Raw genomic sequence first — 5,601 nt, 5'->3', positions numbered from 1 at the left:
ATAAGCATTATAAATCATGTAATTATGATGAATGAGCCTGTGCATACAGACTCATGAAAGCGGAGAAGAGCCCTTTTTAATGATTCAATATGGTTATGATTGAGTAATAATGTAGGCCTGCATCTGTCTAGAGGGTAGGTTGAGATTCACCTCACACAGCTAACTTATTGTCGCAACACCGTTGTGTTGTCATTCCCCGTGCTTGAAGGGGCTAAATCACCACGCTCAGAAGATATTCACAATGCAGCGTAAATAACTAACCAAACACCTAATTAAAGACAGATCACCTATTACAATAAGGAGAGCAATAATGCTTAAGAAAATCCAACACATTAAGAATCTGGGTGTTTTCAAAGACTTCAGTTGGGATAGTGAAGTTAAAAATAAAGGTGGTGCTGTTCAGAACTTTGTAGGTATTAACATCATCTATGGTCGCAACTATTCCGGTAAGACCACACTATCGCGTATTGCGCGTGCCCTAGAGACAGGCGCTTTGTCAGACAAATATGGCTCGCCATCGTTCCAGCTAGAATTTTCTGGCAACTCAGATGTAACACTCACAACCTTATCTACCCATGATAAGAACATTCGCGTATTTAACGAAGATTTTATTAGAGAGAATCTACGGTTTATCACCAACCCAGACGACAGCATTGAACCGTTTGCCATCTTAGGTGATGACAACAATAAAATCGAAAAAGATATCGAAGCTCTTGAAGAGGAACTGGGTTCTAATGTTGAAGGACAAGAAACAGGTTTGTTTGCTGACAAAAAGCAGGCCGCCGTTGCATACGAAAATACCTTTAGTTTCCATAAGAAAGCGAATGATAGTCTAGAAAAACGACTGGGTGATAAAGCGACCAACAAAGACATCGGCATTAAATATAGGCCTGAGCGTTTTGGTGACCAAAACTACACCATTACAAAATTAAAAACTGATATCAAGATGGTAAGCGATCCAGGTTTTCAACTGTTAAATTCAGAACAAGTGGGTGAGTACGAAAAGCTGATTCATGAAAAGGTTTTGCCTGCAATACCTAGATTTTCTTCACCTAAGCTAAGTTTTTTGAGCTTGGCACAACAAGTGGAAACACTGATTACCAAGCGCATCAGTGAGTCTGACAAAATTCAGGCGTTAGTCAAAGATGCAGTACTTAACCGCTGGGTAAATGAAGGCCGTACTCATCATCGAAACAAGCATGAAAAATGCGCATTTTGCGACAATGAAATTTCGGCTAAGCGATGGGGTGAGCTTGATAAGCACTTTGATGAAGAATCTGGGTTATTAGAAAAGTCAATTGATGTGCTACTTGCTAAGGTAGATACCGAAGAAAAAACGGTTAATGCCGCGCTCACCATTGATCAATCCGTTTTTTATTCTAAGTTTCACTCACAACTAACAGCCTTGGATTCAAGGTTAAAAGCTGCAACCAAAAACTATCAGCTTGCTTTAAATAACCTAACCAAGCAACTGAAGGCGCGAAAAGATGACATTCTAAATGCTAAAAAATATGAGAGCCCAGTTGATTGTGCTGAAACATTAACGCAAATCTGGCAGGAATACAGTGACCTTTGCTCTCAATCAGAGTTATTTAGCAGCTCATTAGCTGAAGAACAAACAAAGGCTAAAGCCGACTTGCGACTGAAAGAAGTCGCTGACTATTTGCTTACGATTGATTACCAACCACAGCTAGATTCAATTGAAACCTTAAAGCACAAGAATGATGAGGCTCTAAAAGCGCAGACGACTATCAATGAGGACATTACCAAAAAACAAGCACAAGTTACGGCTAAGAAAGGTGAACTGAACGACGAAGAAAAAGGGGTTAAAAAGGTAAATGAATACCTGAATAATTTTTTCGGGCATCAGTTCTTAACTTTGGAAGCTAAAAATGAAGGACCAACGCAGGACTCCAAGCGCATTAGATTTGAAGTGATCCGTGACGGAAAAAAGGCTTACCACCTTAGCGAAGGTGAATGCAGCTTGCTGGCATTTTGCTACTTTTTGGCCAAGCTAGATGATGTTGCAACCAAAGACTCAAAACCAATAATTTGGATTGATGATCCTATCTCATCACTCGATGGTAATCATATTTTCTTTATTTACAGCCTGTTAAATGCGGAAGTTGTCGAGAAGGGAAAATTTGCACAGCTATTTGTTTCGACACACAATCTTGACTTCCTTAAGTATCTGAAAAAATTAAAGGATAATTACCTTAATGCTGAAGGAAAGAAGGTTAACTGTCAAAAAGCATATTTTGTCGTTGTTAGGCAAGACAAGAAGTCTACCTTACAGGTCATGCCATCATACTTAAAAGAATATGTGACTGAGTTTAATTACCTATTTCATCAAATCCATAAATGTGCCTCTCTTGACGCTATCGATGATGACAACTATACAACGTTTTACAATTTTGCCAACAATGCTAGGAAGTTTTTTGAAATCTACCTGTATTACAAATACCCCGATCAAGGCATGACACCAGGAACTCTTGGATCATTTTTTGGTGAAGATAGTATTCCGGCGGTATTAACAGACAGAATAAACAATGAGTATTCTCACCTGTCTGGAGTCTTTGAGAGAGGTGCATCCCCTATTGAAGTTCCAGAAATGCAAACTGCCGCTAGGCAAATCATTGAACGACTGAAGCAAGATCGCGACCAATTTACTTCGTTGATGAAAAGTGTTGGTGAGGCTGTTGAGGTGGAAACTGGAGTGGTTTAATGATCCCGGACAGCTAATTAGGGGAGGTTTACAATGGCTCTGGAGTTAATCTGTCAGGGTCATTGAAGTTAACGCTTCATCGATAAGAATTGCGCCAGAGCAGATCACGTCAAACACACCTTTTGCCCCAAAGTGATTTTGAGCTAGAACCCTAACAAAAACCCGTCGCTAGACTGACCTATTTTTTCTAATGTCTAACATTAACGTATTCTAAGGAAGGTGTATGAGGGCATATGTCCCCATCGTTACAATACTTATAATGCCGTTATTCTTATTTGTTTTACATTCAAAGAAATCCAGTGAGTCGCGAGCAGATCACAAATATTGGTTTACAGGCAAAATAACAATAGGAAAAGTCATTTAGATTATACATTTAGTCAATATTAAACCAAAACATCCCTTATAATACGGCCAACACATACTATCCAACACGGCTTACAATGGAAGAGAATAAACCCGACCTGAAATCTGAGTTAGAGCATCATTATGAATTTAGCTATCCTTTTCCGCCTCGATATCATGACTGCTATTGGTCTGATGCGAATATGACGTACGACGAAGCGCTGATAGCCTTTCATGCTCAGACCGAACAAGAGCAACACATGAGGCGCAATCCGGTCAATCGAGACAGACTCAAAAGACCAGTTGGAAGCTCTCCAGATGACAAAGGTTACCCGTTTTCACCTCGGCACTCCATGACGTGGGATAATAATGAATATGGCATCAGCTACGATGAAGCGGTTGCACTATACGAGCATGGAAAAGCCAAATTACCTAATCCAAGAATAGCGTATAACCCTCTTATTAGCGTAACCCCAAAAACACCGCAAGGCTCACGCTTAGCAGTTCAAGCCATGAATGAAGAAGTCGCAAAACAGAAAGCGGAGCAAGCCGCGCAGAAAGTACTGACGGCACAAACGCAAACGGCGCAGACCTCAACGCCTGTGATTAACCCCAACAATGCCTACTGGCCGCCGTACAACTTCCTCGCTAAAGAGGGAGAGAAAGAGATCCATGTTCGATACACGCAAGACGTCGTAGAAGCGACCGTTCTTGCTCCTGAAGAGTGGAAAGAATTTTTTGATGTGCTCGATAAAACTCAAAATATCGGCGGCGCAATGAAAGGCACTTACGATGCCTTTGATACCGCTAAAAAATTAGGGGGGTTGGGTGTGACGGCTTACGTGAAAACACATAATGGCGTCGATTACCTGATATTGAAAGGCTACAAACAGCACATGAAAACCTTGTTAGCGGGTCATCGTTTTAAGGCATCAAATCCTCAAGTGGTCAAACTTGGCTTAGGTGCTTTGGATTCAGTCAAAGGTATGGCGCGTTATGTCAAAGTCACCGCACCTATGGAAATATTGGTTGGTTCAGCAATTAACGTTCTACAGTATGTTTTGAATGATGAGTATACATTGAAACAGCTGGGGATCGATGAAGCCAAATTATTGGTTGGTGTTTTAAGCTCTACAGCTCTGGCAGGTGGTATCCTTGGGGTTCTGGCTGTGGCTTCTATTCCCGTTACGTTTTTAGCTGGAACTATCATAATTATCGGATCTAGTTTTGCCGTTTGGACTATAGATAAAACTACTGATTTTCAGAATAAAATTGTAGAGGGTGCAATTGAGAGTTTTAATTAGCGTATTTTTAATAGCAATCATAGCTGTGCTGGGGTATGTGGCATATTTATGTGCAAGCCCTTTATTTGTTTCGATTGACCAAGTAGAGAGTGTTTCTTTTTCCTATGTGCCACTTCCATTTATTGCATTGTTTGGTTTTTTTGTCCTCGTTATTTCTATAGTTTTCATTCTACTTCCATTGCAATTTATTCGAGGGAAAAGGAAAGGGTCTATTCGATGGTTTTATATTCCAATGCTTATTGGCGCATTGATAGGAACTGGTGTGAACTATGCCAATTTCTATCTAGTAATTAAACCCAATAAGATGGTTGAGTGTCCTGAAAGAGCAGGTTACAAGAAAAATTTAATGCGTGACTATGTTTCTGATCTTTCCTTATGTGAGAAGTTTTAGAGTAGGTCGATAAACAATTTTTTAATCTGCATCTAGGCATGGGTCAACTCATTTTGCTAGTACAATTCGATTTTACCGATCGCACTAGCTCTTCACGGCCCCTTTGCCATAACTATAGTTATCCATGAATTGCTAATTTAGCAAAAGCACTGGAAAACTTTTGTCCATATTTTAGCTAGCTGTACCTTATTAAAGAACCCGCGAAATGGGATCTGACCCCACCAGCAAATTCCTGCCCTTTCGTGCAATATTAATCTTGTTCTTGATGTCTTTTTTGCACATGCTGAACAGGTTCATACTGCCCATATAAAGCCAAAGCAATTCTTAGTACATACCATACGTGACTTCAAACAAGAATCACCACTACTAAGCCAAAAAGCGGAAGAGCTTTTGTCTTCTTGGGATGTTGTCAGCACTTCGGTTGTAGAAACAGGGCAACACTCTAGATCACAATGGGCTGATGTCGGTTTGATTCTGGCAGCGCCAACTCAAAATATCATTTCAACTTCCCCACATGATGTGCAATTTCAAAACCACGCTGGAAATGAGGTAGATAAGCCCAAAAAATACTTATGCCCTGACCGAAAGCTACTTCAAAGGGCAAGGAAAGCAAGGTTACACTCCTGAAGGTGGGACATATGCAAAGGTTGACGCTCCTAGAGTTGACGCTCCTAGAAGTGTTATCGATAGCACTAACGGTAAATACAACGAAGTTCTGGTAGTAGGAAAACCCAACATAAGAACTTATGAAGGTTATAACGCGACCAAAAACGTAAAAGTTTGTGGCGTCTATTGCCATCAAATGCTCAATGAGAATATAGCTAAAAATCTATCAACCT

At 40.4% G+C, this 5,601-nt stretch carries 4 protein-coding genes; all 4 read left to right on the top strand.

Going from position 1 to position 5,601, the window contains the following annotated elements; translation table 11 throughout:
- Positions 1-310 precede the first annotated feature (310 nt).
- The 4 genes from KO511_RS06860 to KO511_RS06845 all read left to right on the top strand — a co-directional run bounded on the left by KO511_RS06860 (position 311) and on the right by KO511_RS06845 (position 5,389).
- Positions 311-2,725, top strand: coding sequence for an AAA family ATPase (locus tag KO511_RS06860; RefSeq protein ID WP_215986721.1), 2,415 nt, complete (start codon positions 311-313; stop codon positions 2,723-2,725).
- Positions 2,726-3,165: 440 nt separating this feature from the next.
- The gene (locus KO511_RS06855) at positions 3,166-4,371 is read left to right on the top strand and encodes a hypothetical protein (protein WP_215986720.1); all 1,206 of its coding nucleotides are present in this window, start codon (positions 3,166-3,168) and stop codon (positions 4,369-4,371) included.
- Positions 4,355-4,762, top strand: coding sequence for a hypothetical protein (locus KO511_RS06850; RefSeq protein ID WP_215986719.1), 408 nt, complete (start codon positions 4,355-4,357; stop codon positions 4,760-4,762). The genes KO511_RS06855 and KO511_RS06850 overlap by 17 nt, the downstream gene beginning before the upstream one ends.
- Before the next feature lie 390 nt (positions 4,763-5,152).
- On the top strand, positions 5,153-5,389 hold the full coding sequence (locus KO511_RS06845; RefSeq protein ID WP_215986718.1) for a hypothetical protein: 237 nt from the start codon (positions 5,153-5,155) through the stop codon (positions 5,387-5,389).
- Positions 5,390-5,601 lie beyond the last annotated feature (212 nt).

Source organism: Vibrio hepatarius, from assembly GCF_018860525.1.
Lineage (GTDB): Bacteria > Pseudomonadota > Gammaproteobacteria > Enterobacterales > Vibrionaceae > Vibrio > Vibrio hepatarius_B.
The sequence above is the reverse complement of the archived record's forward strand: the minus strand, read 5'-3'. Positions and strand labels throughout refer to the sequence as shown.